We start from the raw sequence: 21,894 nt of genomic DNA on the forward strand, positions 1-21,894 counted from the left end.
ATTTAGTATTTTTCAATAAAAAATACTCCACAGGCATCAGCTCCCGAATGTGTTCCAACTACACATCCAACTTCACATTCTATAAAATTAGTGTTATTATTCTGTAAGTTTGTCCTCAAACTACATCTAACCTCTTCTGAGTCAATATGCAATAATATAGCTGTATCCTTATGAGACACTCCCAGATCATCTAAATAATTCAAAACAGTTTTTACTGCCTTCTTCGTTCCTCTAACCTTATTCATTACTGAAATTTCTCCATCTTTTATTTCCAATATAAGTTTTATACCAAGAATACCGCCAATAGTTCCTGCAGTTTTTGATAGCCTTCCTCCTTTTACAAGATTTTCAAGACTATTAAAAATTAAAGCACTTTTAACGTGGGGAATAGTTTCTTCTATCTGCTTTTTTATTTCATAAAGATTAAGCCCCTCTTCTCTTAGCCTACATGCCTTCAGTACAAGTACTCCAAGACCAGAAGTAACATTTAAAGTATCAATAATAACTATATTTTCTTTTTTATCAATCATATCTCTAGCTATACAGGACGCCTGATAAGTACCGCTCATTTTTGAAGACATATTTAAAAATAATATTTTATATCCTTCATGAATATATTTTTCAAAACATTCCAGACATCTTTGTGGATTAACCTGAGAAGTAGTCGGAAATTCCTCACTAACTTTCATATATTCTAAAAGCTTTGGGGTTTTTATATCTATACCATCTAAATAAGTATTTTCACCTATATTCACTACAAGAGGCAATACTTCTATATCATATTTTTTTATTATGTCTTCATTCAAATCTGCAGTACTTACCGTTATAATTTTAATTTTATCCATTAAAATTCTCCTCATTATAATTATTTACCTATATTAAAATTATTTCATGTTTTTAAAACCAATTTGTCTTAATCCTTCATAAGCTACTATAGCTACTGTATTTGAAAGATTCAAGGATCTAAGACTTGTTTTTATCATGGGCACTCTTATACATTTTTCAGGATCACTATCTCTTATTTCATCTGGAAGTCCACAGGATTCTCTTCCAAATACAATAAAATCTCCCTGTTTAAAATGAACATCATCATAATAATTTTTACCTTTAGTAGTAGAAAAGTAAAAATCTGAATTTTTATATAGCTGTCTTAATTCTTCAAAAGATTCATATACTTTCATATCTAATTGATCCCAATAATCCAGACCTGCTCTTTTAAGATGTTTTTCATCTAAACTAAATCCAAGAGGTCTTATTAAATGCAGCTTACTATTTGTAAGCACACAAGTTCTAGCTATATTCCCAGTATTCTGAGGTATTTCAGGCTGAAATAAAACTATATTTAAATTTTCCTGTTCCAAAATCATTATAAATCCATCTCCCGCAAAAAATAAGTTATAAAATTTTATTACTCAAACAAAATATGCTAAACTATCAAAGCACAAATTTTTCTATTACCTTCGCTACACCATCCTCATTATTTGTATCCGTTATATAATTTGCAATTTTTTTTACATGATCAGTGGCATTTCCCATGGCAACCCCAAGACCTGCAAATTCTATCATTGAAAAATCATTTTCATTATCTCCAATGCAAATAACTTCTGATTGTAAAATATTATAAAAATCCGCTAAAACTTTTACTGCTCTACCTTTCGATACCCCTTTAATCATTATTTCTATATTATCTCTATTAGAACTTACCACCTCATAATATCCAGTTTTCAGTATTTCATCCTTTGCCTTTACTAGATTTTCATAATCATCACTAATGCATATACATTTTAAAATATCATCGCCTTCTTCTTCAATAATTTTATCTATATCCTCAACTGTAACTAATTTTATCTTATTATTATCAGATAAATTTTTATTCATTATAGCATAAGTGTTACCTTGGAAGAATCCATTTTTCGTAATTACTGAATCGTATTTATTATAATACACATTAAATTTATACTTATTAAGTATGTTTTGTAATTCTTTGCACCTATCCACACCTATAGAAAGTTCATAAATAACATCATTTCTATCCTTTTCTCTTATATATGCTCCATTAGAGGCTATAACTGGAGCCTTTACACCAATAAGTTCTGCATAATATCTAGCTGAAGCAAAAAGCCTTCCTGTACATACTGCTATTTTTACTCCTTTTTTAATAGCTTCTCTTAAAGCATTTAAATTTTTTTCGCTTACTTCTTTTTTATCATCTAAAAGAGTTCCATCCATGTCAATGCAAATTAATTTATAACTCATATATAATCCTCTCCCTTATAAAAATACGCTCTATATATTATACATTAATAATTTAATCAATTCACCGTTACAGATAATTATTTTTTATTATACATATTAATGTAATTTTACCACCAGTAATTATTATCAAATAATCATAATTACTTGAAAAAGTTTTTGATAGAGTTTATACTATCATCAATGAATATTAATAAATCACCATATTTGTTCTATAATTTTTATATAATCTTAAATTAGCATGAGAATTATCTTCTATGTCCATATAAGATTTAAATTATTGCTGATTATAGTTCTATAAAATAAAATTATGTAAATATTATTTTTATATAATTATTTTATTATACTTCTAGTAGGAGGAAAATACTATGAATAAAAAACAATTAAAAATAGTGGTATCTGGAGATATTTGTATAAATTTATTGCAGTGGAAAACTAATAGCTGCATAAGGGGATTAAATTGGCAATCATATCCCTATGTACATAGTGACATAAAACCTGGAGAAGCACTGCTTTTATCAAAATTTATAGCTGCCGCAACAAATTTACCTGTAATATCACCTGAATTAGATTATTCAAATGGAATTCTACCAAAAGAAATTTTACACTCTACTTCCGAATTAGGACTATTTTCTCTAAGCGGCAAAAAAAACGATAAGAATAAAGTATACAGGATAAAAAACTTTTTAGGATATACTGGTCCCTGTGATAAAATACCAGAACTGCTTCCAGTAGTCAATGATGATGAAAATGCTGATTTAGTTATATTGGATGACGAAGATAATGGATTTAATTCTAGTAAGGAGTTTTGGCCTCTATCACTTAAATCCCCTAATAAAACTCCTGTAGTTATATACAAAATGAATAATCCCATAGGATCTAATAGTCTTTGGCAGCATCTTGAAAAATTTCATATTAAAAATACTATAGTAGTTATAAATGCAGATGATTTACGTTCAAAAGGTGTCAATATCAGCAGAAGTCTTTCCTGGGAAAGAACAGCATTAGACTTCATTTGGCAGCTCAATAACAATCCCAACCTGTCTTTTCTTGCAAAATGCCATCATCTCATAGTACCTTTCGGACTTGAAGGTGCAATACATTATAGAAATGATGGTACTAATGAATCTCGCTTATATTTTTTGACAAATGAATTTGAAGGCGATTTTATTAAAGAAGATCAAGGCAGTATGTATGGACTTTTATCCTGCTTTGTAGCAGGTCTCACTCATAACGTTGTATTTGGAATTCTAAATAATGAAGACTTAAATGATTCCATAAGTGAAGGTATAAGAGAAGGAATTGTATATTCTCAGAAATATTTTATCCATGGCTTTGGAAAAGATGCTAAAGAAGAAGTCTGTCCAAGTGATATATTCCTAGAAGGAGAAAATGATTTTATATACAAAGAACAGATACAGGATGTTGTAATACGTAATTCCAACAATCCAAATTGCAGAGCTTGTTGGTATATAATTAAAGATAAAAGCTCTATTAACTTAGCTGAAATAGCCTATGATATAGTAAAAAATGGTGAAGAGAGTGCATTAAAGTTTATACCTATAGCACAATTTGGAAATTTAAAAACCGTTGATAGAACAGAAATTGAAAGTTATAGAAGTATCAAAAATCTAATGGTGGAATATGTAAATACCAAAAATGCTGTTCGTCCACTTTCCATAGCAGTATTTGGTACTCCTGGTTCTGGGAAATCCTTTGGTGTAACAGAAGTAGCATCAAGTATTGCTCCTGGTTTAATAAAAAAAATAAATTTTAATCTTTCACAGCTGCAGACATTAGATGATTTAATTAGTGCTTTCCACAAAGTCAGAGATCTTTCTCTAGAGGGCAAGCTGCCTTTAGTATTCTTTGATGAATTCGACTCAAATTTTGATACAAATTTAGGTTGGTTAAAATACTTCCTAGCCCCTATGCAGGATGGTGTATTTAGAGAAGGTGACTCCATTCATCCTATTGGTAAAGCAATTTTTGTATTTGCAGGTGGAACAAGCAGTACTTTTGAACAATTTTGTGGTGAAGAAATTGAAGATGAAAGTGAGAAGAAAAATTTCTTAAAAGAATTTCAAGGTGCTAAAGGTCCTGATTTTATAAGTCGTTTAAGAGGATATGTAAATATCTTAGGCCCTAATCAGACAGATGAAAACTGGGATCAGTTATTTATCGTTAGAAGAGCTATGTTGCTGCGTTCACTAATAGAACGTAAATTTCCTCATTTAATAGCTGAAAAAGGAGAGGCCCAAATAGATAATGGAGTATTGAGAGCTATGCTTAAAGTGCCAAAATATAAGCATGAATCTCGTTCTATGGAAGCTATTCTTGAAATGAGTATGCTAAATAACGCAAAAAAATGGGAGCAATCCTATTTACCTTCAAAAGAACAGCTTAAACTCCATGTAGATGAAGAACAATTTTCAAGGCACCTGATGCAGGATGCATTTTTCAGTGAAAAGATTGAAAAACTTGCAATGGATATTTATAAAAGACATGAAATGATGAAAACCACCAGCAGCAGTAAAAATTATACTCAATTGTGGCATAGTCTTGATGAAGACGTTAAAAATTCAAGTATAGACCAAATAAAACACATACCAGATGCATTACATAGAGTTAATTATGATATAGTATCAGTGAAAGAAAGAGTAAATGCCATAAAATTTACAGACAAGGAATTAAACACTCTAGCTGCTTATGAACATAAACGCTGGTGTCTTCAGAAAAAAGAAGCTGGATGGACCTATGGAAGAACTAAAGACTCTCAAGCTAAAACTCATCCGTCCTTAGTTGCCTGGGAAATGTTACCCGAAGACAGAAAAAAAAGAGTAATTGAAACAGTTAAATTTTGGCCAGAAATATTGGCAGATGCAAACTTTAAAATAGAAAGATTAAAATCTCTATGTTATTGTGAAGTCCACGGATTATTAGATTGAAAATTAGATAATCTTTATCTTCTGTGATATTTTAGCATATTTAATATGCACTATATTTAATTTTTTAATGAGGATATAAAGAAAATTTCTTTATATCCTCATCATAATAAACTCTATATTATAAAATCATTTTCTATCTTAATATATTAAGCAATTTATTTATATTAACTATGTATTAAATCTAATTTGTCTTTTCAACTGAATTTTTTGGAACACATATTTGAGTCTTTTTCTTAACAAACACTTTTTTAGGATTATGCAAATATACATCTGCATACATATCATTCACACTTGAAGTAATCAATCCATATCCTTTAAGTTCATAGACATTATATTCATTAGCTTCTATAAGTTTAGCATCATCCTCGTAAGAATTGTCTTGAACTAATTCCGTGGATTTACTGTCATATTCTTGTAAAGAACCATTTATATTAATTATATAATTTTTAGTATCCCTGTCCAAAATTTCTTTTACATATATTTTATCATTGGATTTTGATAATGGTTTAATTGTATATGTATTTAAAACTTCATCTTCTAGTTGATATCCTTTTTCTTTAAAAGTCCATATCAGTGATGGTAAAATAATTGTAATAATAAAAATTATTATACATCCAATAAAAATATCAACCAATACAAATTGACATATCTTTGCATTTTTATACTTGTAACTACATTTTTTCCTATTTAATTTTTTAAATTGATAACTATAAAGAAAAATAACAGGTATTAAAAATAAAAATGATATATACATAAAGGTAACCACATATATTCACCTCATTTCAATATTATTCTATATTTATACAACAAAAATAGATAAAATGTTAGAATAATGTTATTATATCATATAAATTGTAAAAATTACTCAATATCTATAGTATTTTAATGATAAAAACTAAAGGCTTCCAGTAAGTTACCGGAAGCCTTATATTATATACTTTGGTGCGGATAACAGGATTTGAACCTGCACGGCTAAGCCACTAGCACCTGAAGCTAACGCGTCTGCCAATTCCGCCATATCCGCATACTAATTTTTAGGTTATTGCAGCATAACCAACACAATCTATTATACTACAATAGCCTAAATAATCAAATATTAAATAAAATTAATTTACTTCTTAGTTCCTCTTCTTATAACCTGATTAACAGAATTATATGCATCATTTGCTATCATTTCCTGAGAAATCATAGTACCATTCTCATAGGTCTGTAAGAACACTTTTACTTTATGTCCTACCAGAGAATTTTGATCAATTCTTGTAGTTCCTGCTGGTAGAGTTGGATCATTAATATAAGTGGTTTTAGGCTGAATAGTTTCATAAACATCATTTACAATTTTATAAGTTCTATTAGTTAAGCTGTTATTAGCATATATATTAAAAGTCTCCACTCCATTGTCTGAAATGCCTTCAATATATATTGGAAAATTCAATGTATTTTTGAATTTGTAATCTAAATTACCATAATCCACAGTAGCATCATACCCTAATGGAACATAGGCAGAAGGTATGGTATGGTGTAATCTTTCAGTAGGTTTTATTCCAGATTGTAATATGGCATTATGAAGAGTAGTGGACACCTGGCATATACCTCCACCAAGTCCCATTCCCGTACTATATCCTATATCTACCGGTGCAGCTTGATAACCTTTTGCCGCGGTTCTCTCACCTACTACTCCATTGAAGCTAAAAGATTCTCCTGGCATAAGTACTAAACCACTTATAGCTTTTGTAGCTAGTTTTATATTGGTCACTCTTCCTGCACTAGATCTAGAACCATATTCTGTACTAAAACTAGATATTAATGTATTAATAGTTTGAAGTTTATCTTTAGTTTTATTGGCCTTTATAGTTTCCATATCTGCAGTTATATTTGTATCAGCTCCAAGAGTACCATCTATAGAAGCTATTATTTTGTTTTTAAGCTCTTGGTCTTTAAGCTTATATCCATCAGAATCATCTGAAATACTAAAACCAGCTCCCGATTTTGTAATGGTAGCATTTACAGGTTCTCTATCTACATCTTTTTTAATATTGCCTACAAAATTATCTAAGGGTTTTTTATCATAAGTAAATGTAAGTTTAAAATCCTTTTTAGCAGCATTTTTTATAATTTTATATTTACTATAAATACTACGATTTTTCCCATAATTAAAGGCTTCTTTTACAACTTTATCAGTATCATATTGTGCATTTAACTTAGAATAAGCTATACTGTAACTTTTGTCTTGAGCTTGTACATTTACTTTTTTATCTCCTACCACAGCCTGATACTTATCCGAAACCATTTTCTTAGCCTGATCTATATTTTTACCAGAAACATCTATACCTTGAATACTTATTCCTGGATAAATAACACCATCAAAGGATTTAACTTTAGAATAAATATTATATGACGGTATTGAAACACCTAAAATTATTAATACCGCAAAGACAATGCCTATAATAATTTTATTCTTTTTTTTCATAATCAATCTCCTCAGCTTTCTTACTAATATCTTGTTTATTATACTACAAAACAATTTTCATTAATACATTATCCTCTCTTATAATATATTAAATTTTTCTTATACATAGAATAATATTATTAATGTATACTAAAACTAATTAGATATATTTAAGTTCAAAAAATTTATATATTATGATAGAATTATGGCAAAGGAAGTGATGCAATGTATAACGTTGATAAAATTAAATATTATCTTAATAATATACTTAAAATACCAAGCCCTACTGGTTTTACTTCTAATATAATGGATTATATAAAAGAAGAATTACATCTATTAAATGCATTTTATTCCTCTACAAATAAGGGATCATTAATTGTAAAAATAGATGGTGAAAATAAAGATTATGTAAAGACTTTTTCCTGCCATGTAGATACTTTAGGAGCAATGGTTAAGGAAATTAAAGCTAAAGGAACTCTTTCTCTCTCTCCCATAGGTGGATTTATGATGAACTCAATTGAAGGTGAAAATTGTACTATTGAAACATTAGAGGGTAAAAGTTTTAGCGCTACTATACAAACCATAAAACCCTCCGTACACATTCATAGTGATGCAAGAGATTTAAAAAGAGAGCCATCTAATATGGAAGTAGTACTGGATGAAAAAGTTAATACAAAAGATGATGTAGAAAATCTTGGCATAGATGTAGGAGATTTCATCACTTTTGATCCTAGAATAAAATTTACAGATAAGGGCTTTATAAAGAGTAGACATCTAGATGATAAGGCAAGTACAGCTATATTACTTTATGCTATAAAATATATTACGGAAAATAATTTAGTTCTTCCCTATACTGTAAATTTTTTATTTACTAACCATGAAGAAGTAGGTCATGGCGGCTCCTTTATTCCCGATAATACAAAAGAATTTATTGCAGTAGATATGGGAGCTCCCGGTTCTGGTCAAAATTCCTCTGAATATACTGTCTGTATTTGTGCAAAAGATTCCTCCGGACCCTATGATTTAGATCTAAGGAAAAAACTTACTAATACTTGTAAGAGCAAAAATATAGCATATAAAACAGATATATATCCTAATTATGGCTCAGATGCTTCTTCTGCTTTAAGAGCCGGCTATGATATAAAAACTGCTTTAATAGGTACTGGTGTATATGCTTCTCACGGTTATGAAAGAACTCATATAGATGGAATACTCTGTACATTGGATTTAATACTAAACTACTGCATGGAAATTTAGTATTTGTTATACAAACTTTTAAAATTAAAAAGCTATTCCGCATTGCATATATTGTATTGCGAGATAGCTTTTTATCCGTTCCAATTTTCCTTAAACAATTTATTCTTTTAATATTGGATACTTACTTTTACAGGTTGATTCACTGTTGATTTTTATAAAACCTTTTGTATCTAGACTTAAACTTTCCTATATTCTTAAAAAATACTTCTGTAATATATGGATCAAAATGAGTGCCTGCATCTTTAGCTATAATTTCTATAGAATCCTCAAAAGAGAAAGCTTTTTTGTAAGGTCTTTTACTTGTTAATGCATCCAGCACATCTGCTATAGCAACTATTCTCGCACTAAGAGGAATTTCTTCACATTTTTTACCCTGAGGATAACCTGTACCATTCCACCATTCATGATGCCCTTCTGCTATTTCTATTCCTAGAGTAAATATGCTTCTTCCTCTTTTCTTAAGATTTTCATCTGCTAATCTTAAAACTTTTCCTCCATAGGTAGTATGAGTTTTCATTATTTCAAATTCTTCTTCAGTCAATTTTCCCGGTTTTAATAATATATCATCTCTTATAGCTACTTTTCCTATATCATGAAGAGGACTAAAACGCTCTATAGAATTTATATATGTCATATCAATAATGTCTTTATATTTATCTTCTTTGGATAGACATTCAGTTAACATTCTTGAATAAATTTTCATTCTGTTTAAATGCTCGCCTGTTTCCGGATCTCTTTCCTCTGTCAATACAGCCAAAGCTAGGGTAGAACTTATAACCATATCTTCCATTAATATGTCTTCTTCTAGACTCAACATAATGCTGTTAGCCACAATTTTAAGAAACTGTATATGCTCTTTTTTATAAACATCCTTCTTATTACTTGAAAAAAATATTATTCCTACAGGCTGATTGTGATTTATTAGTGGAAAAGTTATGGACGCTTTTACACCTTCCTCCAATAATATTTTATTATACTCACGAACATTTTTCCCTTTTACATATTCTTCCAAATCATTTATAAGTCTTGCTTTATTATCTTTCAGTAATTTTCCTAAGCTTGTACTATCAATTTCCGCCTTTAACCCAATCATTCTCTTAACCAAATTTTCCTGTTCTTTTGTTGATGCGGCGTAAGAAGCTCTTATTAATTTATTATTATCTTCAATAAGTGCTACACCTATGTATGTATAAGGCACATATTCCGAAAAGGAATTGAATATTTTATCCAATATATTACTAAAAGGCACATTTTTACTTAAATCTTCAATTATGTTGATAAGACTTTTCAACTTTTCAAATGCATTTTGAACTTCATAAAATAGTGGTTTTAATTCCTCTCCTTTAAATTTTGGTATAGCTAAACTAAGGTCATTAATCCCAACATTAGTCATTCCTCTATAGAACTGATTCATAGGTAAAAATACATTTATATAAGTCCTTATTATAAACAAAGCCAATATAATTAATATTAATATGCCTGCAGCAGTTAAAATATTTATATACACTATGGTTTGATTATTATTATACTCTTGAATTAAACTTGCCATATCGTCATTGTATTTTAACAAAAATTGATTATTCTCATTGATATATCTAGTAGATTTCAATAAGTTTTCCATATTATTTTCATTACTTAAAATTATTCCTACATGATAGCTGTATTCAGCCCAAAGTTTATCATGTTTATTAAATATATTTTTTAATACATCAGGAGGTATACCCTTAAAAGTAAATATTTTATCATCATATTTTATGTATCCCTGTTTTATGAAATTGTATTGATTAATATATTCATCTTTTGTATGTTTTAAATCTTGTAATGTTTTATTCATTTTATTCTGTAAAGAATCTCTAGATTCACCATTGCCATTATATACATCTAATAATGACTTAATTTCAAAAATCCTATTAGAATCCTTTGCCATAGTTTGAGTTAATGTAGACTGATTTGAAAGTACTTTAATCAAATTATTACTTACATTATTTCTATAGATACTAAAAATTAACAAAGTAAAAAAAGCAATAATGGACAAAAAGAATAATATCACAATTATTGCAGTATGTTCCCTATAAAGTTTTAAAATAGACTTACTTTTATTTCTATACATTATTTTATACTCTCCTATGTAAAATATATGGAGTTAAGAGTATTAAAAACCACTTATCACCAGCCTCCAGAAGACCCTCCGCCTCCAGAATCACCTCCGCCAAAGCCGCCAAAATCATTTCCACCTGAAGAACCTCCATTTGAATTTCCAAAACCACTTCCACCGAAACCTCCAAAGCCACCAAAGCCTCCGCCTCCAAGGCCGCTCCCACCTCTTGGTCCATTTCTAAAAGATTTTATAATTAAAACTATAAAAACTAATACTGCAAGTGCAAATGGAACAAATCCCCATATATCATTACTATTTTCATTTTTATTTCTATCTATTTTTGCATTTAAATTTTTATCCAGACTGACATTATAGGACTTTGCTATATCATCTGCAAATATAGAATAAACATTTTTTATTCCTGTATTAAAATCTCCCTGCTTGAACTTAGGAGCAGCCTCCGAATCCATAACCCTTGCAGAATAAATATCTGTTATTGTACCTTCAAGTCCCTTTCCAACTTCCACTCTCCATTTCTTATCTTTAATAGAGATAAGTATAAGAAGGCCATTATTTTTATCTTTTTCGCCTATTCCCCAAGTTCTGAAAAGTTCATTGGCATAGCTTTCTATGTCTCTACCCTCTAGTGAATTTATTATTACAACAACTTCCTGAGCTCCTGTTTTATTTTCAAGTTCATTGCCAATGGACACAATAGAATTCTTTGTGTCATCATCTATTATATTAACATAATCATTTACATATTTAAGTTTTGTGGGTGAAAGATCTTGAGGCTTTGCTTCTATATTATATAAAGGTATAATAATTAATAATATTAACGTCGTTAACATTAGACCTATTTTTTTAGCCATATTATGCACATCCCTACTTTGTAAAATCTACTTTTGGGACCTCTGAAGCACCTTCAGCTGCTTTATAGTAAGGTTTGGAAGTAAATCCAAAAATTCTTGCTACAATATTACTAGGGAATTTAACTATAGATGTATTATAGGCATTCACAGCATTATTATAATCCTGCCTTGCTACAGAAATTCTATTTTCACTGCCCTCTAGTGCTACTGATAAATCTCTAAAATTTTGATTAGATTTTAAATCTGGATATCTTTCTACCACAACCAAAAGTCTTGATAAAGACTGTGAAAGTTCACTATCAGCTGTTGCTTTTTCTTGAATTCCCTGAGCACCACTAAGCTTTGCTCTAGCATTTGCAACATCAGTAAAAATATCTTTTTCTTGTGCAGCATATCCCTTAACTGTAGAAACAAGATTAGGAATAAGATCAGATCTTCTCTGAAGCTGAGTATCTATATTTGAAGAAGAGCTAATTACTTTTTGATTTAAAGTTGCTATAGAATTATAAGTACTTGTAACTGGCACAATAATAATTAACGCAATTACTATAACTATTATTATTGTTTTCAAAGTTTTACTCATATTATATACTATTGACAAAACCTAAAAAACCATATTGATTTATTTTTAATACAGTTAATAGGCGTCAAATTCTCCTTTCTTTCATTAAATATCTATTATAAATGTTAAAATAATGTTCCGTTATAACCCCAATCATCAATTTCATGAAAAATCACATATATATTTTCGCCCTCAATATTGAGTTCGTCCTTTAATAGATTACAAATAGCACCTGTGAGATTTTCTTTACTTTCTCTGCTTACACTGCCGCATATTTTCACTTCTACAACTGCTGCTCTCTCTTTTTTCTCTCCTCTAAAATATAAAGTTTTATTATCATTAAATCCAACAAATAACCAATCTTCACTTTTCCCAGGTAAAATACTTATAAGTTCTCCCAATTTTTCTTTTATTTTTTCTTTTTTATCCTCTGTAAGTTTTATTGTCAAATCTGAATTAATATAAGGCATATATAACACTCCTAACTAAATTTCCACTAGAATTTTTTGCTACTTTCTGACTGTTAAATTAATTATATCATGATATCAATAAAATTTACATTTATTTATTTTCAAAAGAATTGCATATCTTATTTAATTTTTCAAGTACTATTTTATAACCATCTTTTATAAAATTATTACCTATTAAATCTTCATAAGTAATACCATTATCTATGTCTAATTTTGAAATTATTTCCATGTTCTCTCCATAAAGTTTTTCTAAAAATATTTCATAATCTATCCTTACAGAATCATAATCTCTACAATTCTTATAATCTAACTTTTTTATATCATGATTTATTTTCTCTATAATTCCATATAATTGATATAAATAGCTCATCTCTTTTAAATTAAAATCATCTGTAAGAAATGCAATAGCCTTTGAATATTGGGTATTTACCGGTATATATATTGGGTATTTATTAACTTCATTGCTTTGAATATTTCTTATTGACCTTATGCTTTGAAATATGGCAGTACATATATCTAATTGAAGTATATTAGCATATTGGCAGGTATTTTTTTTTCTTATATTAGCTTCTAATTTTCTACTTTCATTAAATATTTCATTTTGAACTTTTGTACTTTTATTAGTAGTACTTTTAGCTATAAGATAACTGCATATGGCACCAATAAGAGTTCCACCTATAATTGCAGTAGCCGAGATAATTTCTCTAAAAAAAATTTTTGGCATATTCCTCCACTCCCTTTGCTGCAAATTAAAAATATATTATATACATACTGATTATTATATTTTCTTCATTTTTTCAGTTATTATTCAAAAAAATAAATAGAAAACTTTAATATATAAATGCCCAAAAAAGAAAAAACTCTATACTGATAATCAAATTATATCTGTATAAAGTTTATAATATTATTAAAAAACATACCTTCTCCATAAATTTTTAATTATAAATTTATTTAAGACTTATAATTCGTCTCATAAAATTTAAATTATCCTCAATGCATTCAACTATGTATGGATCAAACATTATAGCTTTATTAATTGATATTTCTCTCATGCAAGTTTCGAAATCCATTTCTTTTCTATAAGGTCTATTAGAAGTCATGGCATCTATAGAATCACATATAGCTATTATTCTTGCTCCTAACGGAATATCCATTTGAGTAAGCTTACTAGGATAGCCTCTGCCATCCCACCTTTCATGATGGTACAATACCATTTTAGCTATAGGTTTTAATTTTTTAGATTTACTTAAAATATCATATCCTATTTGAGGATGCATTTTCATATACTCCCATTCATGTGGAAGTAATTTGCCATGTTTATTAAGTACCTTATCAGGAACACCTATTTTGCCAATATCATGAAGATGTGCAGCTATATGCATATTTTCACAATCTACTCTACTTAATCCAAGCTTTTTAGATAATTCATAGGTCAAAAATGCAACTCTTTTAGAATGACCACTTGTATAGATATCTTTAGCTTCAAGGGCTGTTACTAAACTTTCAATAATATCATGATATATAGACTTTTCTCTAGTTCTAAATAGAACTTCGCTTATCATTAGTTATTTCCTCGATACACCTTTGAATAGTCTTCTCCATACAAGTCCAAGATCTTTTACTAAATGCAATTTTCACATCAGATTTTCTAGATTGCTCCTTTATAGTTTGAGAAAGTTTGTGTCCTACATAATCTACAAAAACTAATACTAAATCTGTCTTTTCAGGTATTTTAATCTTCTTATCACTTTTTTTCCTTCCGCTAACATGTTCTATATCCTCAAAACCTCTTTCCGTCAGTTTATCCTTTATGTTGTCTAATCTGTCCCCTCCAACAAGTAAAATACTCATAAAAAACCCTCCTAATAATTATTATTTAAATTTATTTTAATATTTATAACTCAATCATAATGATATTGATTATCATTTTCATTTTAATATAAAATTTGCTATTTGTAAATATATTATTTCCATCTATACATTTTTTTATCAACTTTAATTGTAATTTTATGATAAAAAATTTATATTTATTTTTATTTATAATATATTTTCTAATATTTCATTTATCATAAAATTCCAAATTGACTTAATCCTAGGTTTATGATATTATAAACTAAATTTTTAATATAGGTTTATATTTTCGGTTGGACAAATAATTTATTTGTTTTCAAGAGATTGCGACTTTTGGGGTGGAAAGTTATATACTTTCTGCTTTTTTGTCGTTATTTTTTATATTGTTAAAATAAATAATCAACATAAAATATTAAAAAATTACAAGGAGAAGATCTATGGAAAAGACTTTATTAAATATTGCTTTAATTTTAATATTTACAAAAATAGGTGGTTTAATCAGTAAAAAATTTAAAATGCCTGAAGTTCTCGGTGCATTGATTGCAGGTGTAATTTTAGGTCCCATGATATTAAACCTGGTTCATTATGATGAAAATATAAAATTACTTTCAAACATAGGTGTAATACTTCTTATGTTTCTTGCAGGCATAGAAACCAATGTAAATGAATTTAAAAAATCCGGTTTATCTTCACTAATTATTGCCATTATGGGAATTATATTACCATTAATTCTAGGGACCTTATCTGCATACATTTTCTTTGATAACTTCTGGGAAAATGTTCTTATTGGAGTAATCTTAACTGCTACAAGTGTTAGTATTACTGTTCAAACTTTAACAGAACTTGGAAAATTAAATACAAAAGCTGGAATAAATATTCTTGGAGCCGCTGTAATAGATGATATTTTAGGTCTTATTCTTATTTCTGTGGTGCTCACCTTGGCTCAGACAAATGCTCCTGTTTCCGCTGCCTCCTCTACAACTATAATACTTTTACTGACTTTTGCTAAAATATCTGTATTTTGTATTGCATCTGTTCTGGCAGTAATATATCTCCCAAAACATATTAAAAAATTTTCTAAAAATATAAAACCTAGAAGATCAGTACTCACATTTTCTATAGCCTGTGCACTATTAATAGCTTACTTAGCTGAATTCTTAGGTATAGCTGGAATTACAGGTGCATATATATGCGGCCTTATTGTTTCATCTCTACAATATAAAGAGTATCTAGATAGAAGAATAAAAGCAATTTCATCTGGATTTCTATCCCTTATATTTTTTGCAAGTGTTGGTCTTGAAGCTAATTTAACCGGATTAAATTCTAAAGTAATACTTATTACCATTGTTATGTTCGTAATTGCTGTACTTGGCAAAGTTTTAGGATGCGGTATCAGTGCTAAAATGTTAAAAATGAGCAAAAGTGAATCTTTACAAATTGGAGTTGGCATGATTTCAAGAGGAGAAGTGGCTATAATAACTTCAAATATATGCCTTCAAAAGGGTCTTATATCAGAAGAAGTATTTCTTCCTACTCTAATAGTAGTAATACTGACAACTATTATAACTCCTATATTATTAAAAATTTCTTTTTCACATAAAAATGAAAAACTAATTAATAATAATCCACAAAACTCATAAATTTTAATATCAAATTAGAGGCATGTATTACAAATAATTGCAATACATGCCTCTATAATTAATATGTATTTTTAAGGCTTTATTATTGTTTCTAAAATAAAAACATAACTTTTTTCCATATCATAATCCCAAATCCAAGCATCAAAAGCATCAAATTTTAATTTTTTATTCATTATACGATCCCATATATCTTCAGCTGCTTGTACAGCGCCAGATACAGGATATCGCATAGCTGTCTTAATTACATTTTCAATATCATTTTTCAATAAAGCTTCCTGTATTAAATCATAAAATTTTTCTGTACCATTTTTCAATGATAGCTCCATTAAATCAAAACCTATAAACAATAAGTCTGTTGAATGACTAATTATAGAGTCATTAAAATTCTTTTCAGCCTGTCTCTTACAAATTTTAAATATATTAATTAAATCTTCTATATCACTTTCATGATAAATTTTCTTTGCCTGTGCTAGCATTATATTTATTGCCACTAATATTTGACTATGTACACCTAAGCAAAGGCTAATATTATATTTATCTAAATCTTTATTTACTTCATTATTATTTATTATACTATTTTCTAAATTTTCTAAATATCTCTTTAATTCATGTACATCACATCTATTTTCAATCAATGAAGAGAATTCTTTGTATATCTTATCAGTATTATCCATAAAATCAACTTTTTTAATTTCAATATTCTCTCTATCAATGACATTATGTAATATTAAAGCATCTTTCATGGAATCTTCATTTATATCCATCAAGACAACTTTATCAAATTTGTTGCTTAAGTACTCTAAATCAATATCGTAACATTTACCTGCTCCCCATATTGCAATACTTTTATTGGCATCTAAGTTTAGTTCCTGCATTCTTCTTTCTACCACATCTCTAATAATTTCTCTATGTTTACTCCACATTTGAAATTTATGATCATCTTTATCATATATAACTTTTTTTAAATCGTTAAAACTCAAAATAGTTCCCCCCTATCTCTCATTAAAATAATTATTTCTACATAAATATATAAATATCCTTTAATATATCCATATAATTTATTTAATAAAATATAAATTGGTACTAATATCTCTACTAATACCAATTTAAAATTTATAGGGTAATGTTATACTTATATACTACACAATAAAGACACAATTGTAAACACTTATAATTACTTTTTAATAATTATTTTCCGCAAAGTAATTATATAATCTACAATTACTTCCTTATAAATAAAATATTTTCTACTGATCAATTTTATCTATAACTTCTATAATTCTATCTGCTTGTTCACGTGTAATCACTTTATCTTCTACCAATTTATTTAAATTATCTTTTTGTTTCTGTTCAGTTTGCTTACCTAAATCACTTGCATTTGTCACGATAGAATTTAAAACCTTATCAGCTTGATCTTTAGTAATTGTAGCATCATCAACTAATTGTTGAAGTCCTGCTTCATATTTTTTCTTAATTTGATTTCCATCCAGTTGTCTTTCAGCTGAATTTTCTGTTGATCTTTTTAAATCAGAAGCACTTTTATTACCACAGGCTGTAAATAAAAGCATAAACATAGTACAGCTTAAAAAGAAAATAATTATCCTGTTGAAATTTTTATACCTATTCACACAAACACTCCCTTTACAATTATTATATATAAACTATACATGGTTATTATGTTATAAACTTTTATATTTATACTTAATAAAAAATCACATATTGGATTTTTTACATGAAAAAACACTGATAGATATTTATCAGTGCCTTTCCAACTTAAAATTAAAAGGAGCTATGTTCTTTATATACACCACTTTACAAGTAATTAAAAAATACCAAAAAATACAACGTACCAAATACCTCTAAAATATCAATACTAACTTTGAAAGAAACCAGTAGAGAATGGAGGTATCTGGTACTATGGTTAGTATTGACCAAAAATCATTAATTCAAACAATAAAAATTTATTTAAGTGAATATAGATCAATTTTTAAGAAGCGAAGCTTTGTTATATTTGTTATACTCATTGAAGCTATACTAGCGGTTCAAGAGCTTCGCTCAATAAAATTTTTATATGATAATTTTATAAAAAAATATTGGACTAAAGTTCTAAATAGCTTTTATTACTTTTTATCCTACACCAAGTTTTCGGTAGAGAGTTTAATGATAGTTACAGTTAGAATAGCATTAACTCTCATTCCAGAAGATATAAAATCATCTATTACTATATTCTTAATTGTAGATGATACTCTTCAACCTAAATTTGGGAACAAATTTGATTGTTATAGTAAACTTTTTGACCATACACAGCATAATGGTACTTCGTACTTAAATGGGCATTGTTTTGTATCGTTAGTTATAAATATACCTATACTTTTTAATGGAAAAATCAAGTATATTAGCCTACCCGTAGGGTATAAGCTCTATGATAAAACAAAAAGTAAACTTGAAATTGCAGGTAATATGATTGTAAATGTTATGCCACTACTTATAGATTATCAAGTTATTGTACTATGCGACAGCTGGTATACTAAAAAGCCATTTTTAGAAATATCAAAGAATTTCAATAACATTAATGTAATAGGGGCAGTTCGTTCTGATACGTGCTTATATGATTTACAGCCTAAACCTACAGGTAAAAGAGGACGCCCAAGAAAAAAAGGTGAAAAACTCAATATTAAAAACTTTAACTATGAAAAAGTAGATAACTACTATATAGCAACTAAAAAAGTAATAACAAACTTATTTGATGAACCAGTATTTGTAACTGTAACCACTACAGATATTGATAAATTTTCATCTGTAAGGTTATATATTAGCTCTATAGAACCTTCAGAATTGGAAGTTTTTAAGAACTACAATACTGATGACTTAACTATCGATAAAAACAAACCACATCTTATTCCATTTTATACATACAAAATAAGATGGAACATAGAAGTTATTTTTTATCAACATAAATTCTTCTGGTCTTTTGGTAAATATATGGTAAGGTCTCAAGAGGCTATAGAGAAATATGTTAACTTACTGGCTATCGCCTACAGTTTTACGGTAATATTACCTTTTATAAATAAAGCTTTTTCGAAATACCAATTTAAGAGTCCCCAGGTAACTAAAAATACTATATCTTACCAAATGTCAAAAGAATTAATATTACGCACTTTCGTGCAAAAGCTACAAAAGAACAAAATTCAAGAAGAAGTTCTAAAGGTAATTAATTCCTTGGCTTCTCAAGATAACGCTAGTTAATTTTATTGTAAAGTGGTGTTCTTTATATATATAATACATAATTTTCATTATATTTGTCAATACATTTTTGTATAAAATTATGCAAAACAATTTATTTTAATATATAATATAAGTTTTATATGCAATAAATTAACGCCATTTAATACAAATTAATATTATTTAGAATTTATACTATTATAGATTAAATTTCTATATTAAAAAAGGATCTAGAATTAATCTAAATCCTTTAAAATATTTAATGCATCATATGATGCATTATCGTCATTTCAACAATTCTACTTAGATATTGCCTTGCTTGATCTAATGACATATTGCAATTTGTTAATGTATTTATTAAGTCAGGATGATGCTTTTCAAACATTTCTACAATTTCTTCAGTATCTGATTTTATTTTTTGCATATCCATATTTGACATATTCATCTTATCTGACATTTGCTCTTCCATATTAGGCATATGACTTACAGATGGATTTGCATTTATCTTATCTATTCTATCTTCTTCTAATTCTTCTCCTCTAAATAAATATTCTATATTTGGCATTATTGGCACTTCATATTTTTTTTGATACATTTAATCCTCCAATAAATTTTTCAACAATATCATGATATGTAAATATAGATGTATTTGTTTCCTTTATAAATTCAAATTTCAATTTGTCGACTTGGTTAACAAAGGCTGCAAATTGGTTTTGCAGTTCTAGTGGCGGATAAATTATAGGAAACTCCTCCAAATGTTCTTTATTTATTTGTCTCTTATCAATTCCTCCAACACATACACTCCTTATATAATCTCTATATTCATTTGTAGTAAGAATAAATAAGACAAATTCATTTATTTCACCATCTTGTAACCTTATCAAATAAACGTGTCCATTAATATTCGCACTATCATCTTCTCCTATAAACATAGCTGCTCTACCTAAGCTACTATTTTCAGTATTTATTCTACCAGTTTTAGTCATTAAAATATCTCTATTCTTTAAACTACTTTTTAACATTTTATTATGAGTTTCTTTATCTATATATGCTATATCATCAAGTACCAATTTATTTTTCCAAACATTTTGACTTCTAAAAAACATAATCCCTTCATCAACATAAACTTCACTTCCTCCTTTTGGAGTATTTCCGCTTAGTATTTTAGTTGATATATTTTTTAATTTTTTAACTTCCCATCCCATAGGATTATTTATAGGGTCACCAAACATCCCTATAAATCTCGATTTATATTCCACATAATAACATATAAACTGTATTCAACCAATATACTTTCTATGGGAAATCTTAACATTATTTTGACTAACCATGGCATATTCAAGTGTTGTATCTATCTTTTGATGACCTAAAAGATGCTGCACCTGCTCTATAGGCATTCCCTTATCAATAGCTCTTGTTGCCAGTGTTCTTCTGAATTTATGAGGATGTACCTTATTAATGCTAAGCCTTTTTCCCAAAGTTCTCATTCTAATTTCAACTCCACTGATGTTTAGCCTGTTATATGGCTCTATTAATGAAACAAATAATGCTTTATTATTATCTACTCTGCTATCAATATAATTTTGTAAGTGTATCTTAGTTCTTGCATCAAAGTATACTTTTCTCTGCTTATTACCTTTCCCCTCAACGATGCATTCTCTTTCATTGAAATTTATATCATCTATATCTAATTTTACTAGCTCTCCAACACGTATTCCAGTAGAATTTAACAAATCTATAATAGCAAGATCTCGTATTTCTTTACAATTATCACGCATTATTTCTAAATTCTCATCTGTATATATTTCTTTCACAATCTTCCCAGTTCTTATTTTATGGATTCGTCTTACTGGACTCTTTAAAACATAATTTTCATCTTCCAGCCAGGAAAAAAATGTTGATAAAATTCTTCTAATATTATCAATAGTAATCTTACTACAACCACTTTTTTTCTCATATTCCCCCAAGTATTGCCTTAAATTCTCTGTTGTAATATGCTTAACTGCTTTATTTAACGTTTTCAACATATTTTCTATAGTTGACTTATAATACTTAATAGACTTTTCTGAACAGCCCTCTACCCTCTTTGCACAAATAAATATATTACAGTAATCAATTTCATCATTTTCGAAAATTTTCTTATTAGACTTGTCTACCAAAGTTAATCCTTGAAATTTTCTTAACAAAACTTTATGAAGTTCTTCCATTTGCATGTTATCCAGTAAATTTATCATTTCCTGTTCAATTTCAACAATAAGTTTTTCCATCATAATTT

At 28.1% G+C, this 21,894-nt stretch carries 21 protein-coding genes, 1 tRNA gene and 1 other annotated feature; of the genes, 4 read left to right on the plus strand and 18 right to left on the minus strand.

Annotated features, from left to right (window positions below):
• Positions 1 to 2: 2 nt before the first annotated feature.
• The 3 genes from CLPA_RS13715 to CLPA_RS13725 form a co-directional block, all read right to left on the minus strand.
• Positions 3 to 845: a DegV family protein gene (locus CLPA_RS13715; RefSeq protein WP_003442990.1), complete on the minus strand. Its 843-nt coding sequence runs from the start codon at positions 843 to 845 to the stop codon at positions 3 to 5.
• A gap of 39 nt (positions 846 to 884) precedes the next feature.
• Positions 885 to 1,367: a tRNA (cytidine(34)-2'-O)-methyltransferase gene (locus tag CLPA_RS13720; RefSeq protein ID WP_003442996.1), complete on the minus strand. Its 483-nt coding sequence runs from the start codon at positions 1,365 to 1,367 to the stop codon at positions 885 to 887.
• Positions 1,368 to 1,434: 67 nt separating this feature from the next.
• Positions 1,435 to 2,256, minus strand: a complete 822-nt coding sequence (locus CLPA_RS13725; RefSeq protein ID WP_003442998.1) for a Cof-type HAD-IIB family hydrolase — start codon at positions 2,254 to 2,256, stop codon at positions 1,435 to 1,437.
• Positions 2,257 to 2,621: 365 nt separating this feature from the next.
• Between CLPA_RS13725 and CLPA_RS13730 the strand changes: the two genes are divergently transcribed.
• Complete coding sequence (locus tag CLPA_RS13730) at positions 2,622 to 5,201, plus strand: RyR domain-containing protein (RefSeq protein ID WP_003443001.1); 2,580 nt, start codon at positions 2,622 to 2,624, stop codon at positions 5,199 to 5,201.
• 181 nt (positions 5,202 to 5,382) lie between these two features.
• Here the strand turns inward: CLPA_RS13730 and CLPA_RS13735 are convergent, their stop codons facing one another.
• From CLPA_RS13735 to CLPA_RS13745, 3 genes are all read right to left on the minus strand, one after another.
• A complete protein-coding gene (locus CLPA_RS13735) occupies positions 5,383 to 5,955 on the minus strand; it encodes a hypothetical protein (RefSeq protein ID WP_236900343.1) in 573 nt (190 codons plus the stop codon).
• 186 nt (positions 5,956 to 6,141) lie between these two features.
• A tRNA-Leu gene (locus tag CLPA_RS13740) sits at positions 6,142 to 6,225 on the minus strand.
• 87 nt (positions 6,226 to 6,312) lie between these two features.
• The gene (locus CLPA_RS13745) at positions 6,313 to 7,668 is read right to left on the minus strand and encodes a VanW family protein (RefSeq protein WP_003443007.1); all 1,356 of its coding nucleotides are present in this window, start codon (positions 7,666 to 7,668) and stop codon (positions 6,313 to 6,315) included.
• 204 nt (positions 7,669 to 7,872) lie between these two features.
• Between CLPA_RS13745 and CLPA_RS13750 the strand changes: the two genes are divergently transcribed.
• Positions 7,873 to 8,904 (plus strand): M42 family metallopeptidase, encoded by a 1,032-nt coding sequence (locus CLPA_RS13750; RefSeq protein ID WP_003443019.1) that lies wholly within the window; start codon positions 7,873 to 7,875, stop codon positions 8,902 to 8,904.
• Between the two features lie 139 nt (positions 8,905 to 9,043).
• Here the strand turns inward: CLPA_RS13750 and CLPA_RS13755 are convergent, their stop codons facing one another.
• From CLPA_RS13755 to CLPA_RS13785, 7 genes are all read right to left on the minus strand, one after another.
• Positions 9,044 to 11,014, minus strand: coding sequence for an HD-GYP domain-containing protein (locus tag CLPA_RS13755; protein ID WP_003443022.1), 1,971 nt, complete (start codon positions 11,012 to 11,014; stop codon positions 9,044 to 9,046).
• A gap of 56 nt (positions 11,015 to 11,070) precedes the next feature.
• Positions 11,071 to 11,874, minus strand: a complete 804-nt coding sequence (locus tag CLPA_RS13760; RefSeq protein WP_003443025.1) for a TPM domain-containing protein — start codon at positions 11,872 to 11,874, stop codon at positions 11,071 to 11,073.
• 13 nt (positions 11,875 to 11,887) lie between these two features.
• Positions 11,888 to 12,457, minus strand: coding sequence for a LemA family protein (locus CLPA_RS13765; RefSeq protein WP_003443027.1), 570 nt, complete (start codon positions 12,455 to 12,457; stop codon positions 11,888 to 11,890).
• A gap of 104 nt (positions 12,458 to 12,561) precedes the next feature.
• Positions 12,562 to 12,906 (minus strand): phenylpyruvate tautomerase MIF-related protein, encoded by a 345-nt coding sequence (locus tag CLPA_RS13770; protein ID WP_003443030.1) that lies wholly within the window; start codon positions 12,904 to 12,906, stop codon positions 12,562 to 12,564.
• Positions 12,907 to 12,997: 91 nt separating this feature from the next.
• On the minus strand, positions 12,998 to 13,630 hold the full coding sequence (locus tag CLPA_RS13775) for a hypothetical protein (protein WP_003443033.1): 633 nt from the start codon (positions 13,628 to 13,630) through the stop codon (positions 12,998 to 13,000).
• 223 nt (positions 13,631 to 13,853) lie between these two features.
• Positions 13,854 to 14,468: an HD-GYP domain-containing protein gene (locus CLPA_RS13780; RefSeq protein WP_003443036.1), complete on the minus strand. Its 615-nt coding sequence runs from the start codon at positions 14,466 to 14,468 to the stop codon at positions 13,854 to 13,856.
• Positions 14,446 to 14,757 (minus strand): DUF2325 domain-containing protein, encoded by a 312-nt coding sequence (locus CLPA_RS13785; RefSeq protein ID WP_003443039.1) that lies wholly within the window; start codon positions 14,755 to 14,757, stop codon positions 14,446 to 14,448. The genes CLPA_RS13780 and CLPA_RS13785 overlap by 23 nt, the downstream gene beginning before the upstream one ends.
• Before the next feature lie 291 nt (positions 14,758 to 15,048).
• Positions 15,049 to 15,105, plus strand: a sequence feature (sodium ion sensor (DUF1646 type); this cis-regulatory element may regulate processes involved in with the transportation of sodium ions).
• An 89-nt stretch (positions 15,106 to 15,194) separates the two neighbouring features.
• Here CLPA_RS13785 and CLPA_RS13790 point away from each other — a divergent pair.
• Positions 15,195 to 16,397 (plus strand): cation:proton antiporter, encoded by a 1,203-nt coding sequence (locus CLPA_RS13790; protein WP_003443041.1) that lies wholly within the window; start codon positions 15,195 to 15,197, stop codon positions 16,395 to 16,397.
• A gap of 71 nt (positions 16,398 to 16,468) precedes the next feature.
• On the opposite strand, the gene CLPA_RS13795 is transcribed toward CLPA_RS13790, so the two are convergent.
• Together CLPA_RS13795 and CLPA_RS13800 are read right to left on the minus strand one after the other, a co-directional pair.
• Positions 16,469 to 17,377: a hypothetical protein gene (locus CLPA_RS13795; RefSeq protein WP_003443044.1), complete on the minus strand. Its 909-nt coding sequence runs from the start codon at positions 17,375 to 17,377 to the stop codon at positions 16,469 to 16,471.
• A 267-nt stretch (positions 17,378 to 17,644) separates the two neighbouring features.
• Positions 17,645 to 18,025: a hypothetical protein gene (locus tag CLPA_RS13800; RefSeq protein ID WP_003443047.1), complete on the minus strand. Its 381-nt coding sequence runs from the start codon at positions 18,023 to 18,025 to the stop codon at positions 17,645 to 17,647.
• Positions 18,026 to 18,314: 289 nt separating this feature from the next.
• On the opposite strand from CLPA_RS13800, the gene CLPA_RS13805 reads away from it, so the two are divergent.
• Entirely contained in the window at positions 18,315 to 19,643 is a 1,329-nt protein-coding gene (locus tag CLPA_RS13805; protein WP_051803909.1) for an IS701 family transposase, read from the plus strand.
• Between the two features lie 235 nt (positions 19,644 to 19,878).
• On the opposite strand, the gene CLPA_RS13810 is transcribed toward CLPA_RS13805, so the two are convergent.
• Genes CLPA_RS13810 through xerA form a run of 3 tightly spaced genes read right to left on the minus strand, consistent with a single transcriptional unit; the run spans position 19,879 to position 21,889 of the window.
• The gene (locus tag CLPA_RS13810) at positions 19,879 to 20,214 is read right to left on the minus strand and encodes a hypothetical protein (RefSeq protein ID WP_003443051.1); all 336 of its coding nucleotides are present in this window, start codon (positions 20,212 to 20,214) and stop codon (positions 19,879 to 19,881) included.
• The gene (locus tag CLPA_RS13815; RefSeq protein WP_236900344.1) at positions 20,195 to 20,878 is read right to left on the minus strand and encodes a restriction endonuclease subunit S; all 684 of its coding nucleotides are present in this window, start codon (positions 20,876 to 20,878) and stop codon (positions 20,195 to 20,197) included. The genes CLPA_RS13810 and CLPA_RS13815 overlap by 20 nt, the downstream gene beginning before the upstream one ends.
• Before the next feature lie 21 nt (positions 20,879 to 20,899).
• A complete protein-coding gene (xerA, locus tag CLPA_RS13820; RefSeq protein ID WP_034829929.1) occupies positions 20,900 to 21,889 on the minus strand; it encodes a site-specific tyrosine recombinase/integron integrase in 990 nt (329 codons plus the stop codon).
• Positions 21,890 to 21,894 lie beyond the last annotated feature (5 nt).

Source organism: Clostridium pasteurianum DSM 525 = ATCC 6013 (assembly GCF_000807255.1).
In the GTDB taxonomy this organism is placed as follows: Bacteria; Bacillota; Clostridia; order Clostridiales; family Clostridiaceae; genus Clostridium_I; species Clostridium_I pasteurianum.